The sequence below is a fragment of the Micromonospora sp. ATCC 39149 genome, from assembly GCF_000158815.1.
Lineage (GTDB): Bacteria > Actinomycetota > Actinomycetes > Mycobacteriales > Micromonosporaceae > Micromonospora.
In genome coordinates, this window is the sequence record NZ_GG657738.1 from 6,477,781 (window position 1) to 6,479,669 (window position 1,889).

At 76.7% G+C, this 1,889-nt stretch carries 2 protein-coding genes; both read left to right on the forward strand.

Features of this window, described 5'->3' with window-relative positions; all coding sequences use genetic code 11:
- On the forward strand, positions 1-878 hold an 878-nt coding region (locus MCAG_RS27950; protein ID WP_198141674.1), incomplete at its 5' end, for a lantibiotic dehydratase.
- On the forward strand, positions 875-1,889 hold a 1,015-nt coding region (locus MCAG_RS27955; RefSeq protein ID WP_198141675.1), incomplete at its 3' end, for a lantibiotic dehydratase. The genes MCAG_RS27950 and MCAG_RS27955, both read left to right, overlap by 4 nt.

Consider the following 1,889-nt stretch of genomic DNA (forward strand, 5'->3'; position numbering starts at 1 on the left):
GCGACTGGAGCAGCGGCCGGCTGCACAGCCCCGACCTTCAGCTCTGCGCCGCCGACGCCGACGCGCTCGCCCGGGGCGACTACACCGCCGTGCTCGGCGAGCTGCACGCCGCCTGGCCGTCGTTCGACTGCCAGGTGTTCACCCCGTCCCACCCGGACGTGGCACGGCTGCGCACGGCGCTCGCCGCCGACCTCGGCGAGCACCGGATCCGACTGCTGTTCCCCAGCGACTGGCCCCGGCGCACCAGCCGCACCGCCGAGGCCCTGACCGGCCCCACCGACCGGCAGCTCGCGTTCCTGCCCGCCCCGGGCGCCGACCCGGACCGGGTGCTGCCCACCGTGGACCTCACCGTCGGCTCCGAGGACGGCCGGCTCGTGGTCACCGCCCGCGACGGGGCGCGCTGGCCGCTGACCGAGGTGTTCGCCGGGCTGCTCAGCGCCCACGCCGTCGACGGGTTCAAGCTGGTAGCCGCCGCCTCGTACACGCCCCGGATCACCCTCGACCGGTTGGTGGTGGCCCGCCAGACGTGGCGTACCACGGTGGGGGAGTGCGGCCTGGCCGACGTCACCGCCGAACGGGACCGGTTCCTCGCCGTGCGCCGCTGGCGGCGCGACCTCGGCCTGCCCGAGCTGGTCTACGTCAAGCTCGGCACCGAGACGAAGCCCTGCTTCGTCGACCTGGGCAGTCCCGCGTACGCCGCCATGTTCGCCGCGATGGTCCGGGCCGCCCGCACCGACGGCGGGGACGGGGTGTCGCTGACCGTCAGCGAGATGCTGCCCACACCCGACGACGCGTGGGTGCCCGACGCCGCCGGCCGGCGCTACTTCAGCGAGCTGCGGCTGCACATCGTCGACGACGAGTGGCGGGCCGCCCGGTGAGCCATCTGCTGCCGCTGGGCGACACCGGCTGGTCGGTGTGGCGGGACGTGCTGCTGCGTACCGCCGGGTTCCCCGCCGCCGGCCTCGACCGGTTCGCCGCCACCGAGGCCGCCGCGGCGGCCGACGCGCTGCTGGCCGGCGAGGGCACCGCCGAGGTGTACGACAAGGAGCTGGCCGCCGCGCTGGCCCGTTCGTCGGCCGTGCTCGCCGAGATCTGCGCCGACCGGGGAGTGCGGGAGGCGGTCACCTGGCAGAACCCGGAGATGCTCGTCGCCCTCGACGGGCTGTTGCGCACCGACCCGGCCGTGCGCAACAAGCCCCGCCGCAAGCGGGAGATCGCGGTGCTGCGCTACTGGCAGCGCTACTGCGGCAAGGCCGAGACGATCGGCTTCTTCGGGCCGGTCTGCTGGGGCAGCCTCGACCCGGACACCCCGCACACCCGACTGTCCCCGGGCCCGGAGCTGGTCGACCGCCGGGAGGTGCACCTGGAGGCGTGGGCGCTCACCGCGTACGCCGACCGGCTCGCCGCCGACCCGGCGGTGCGCCGCTGGTGGGCCCCGGTGTTGCCGCCCCACCTGCGGCTCGACGGGCGTCGGCTGTGCCCGCCGCTGGCCCCGGCGGTGGAGTTGTCCGCCGTGGAGGCCCGGCTGCTGGCCGGTTGCGACGGCCGCACCGCCGCCCGGGACCTCGTGGCGCGGCTGTGCGAAGACGGCGACGCCGGCCTGCGCCGCCCCGACGACGGGTACCTGCTGCTCGACCGGCTCGTCGAGCGGGGCCTGCTGACCTGGGACGCCGGCCTGCCCAACAGTCCCGGGGCGGAGCGGGTGCTCACCGAGCGGATCGCCGCCGTCGGCGACCCGGCGCTGCGGGCCGACCTGGTCGCCGACCTGGACCGGTTGCGGGCCGCCCGGGACGACGTGGCGTCCGCCGCCGGTGACCCGGACCGGCTCGCCGCCGCCCTGGCCGCCCTGAACGCCGCGTTCGCCTCCGTCACCGGCGCGTCGGCGACCC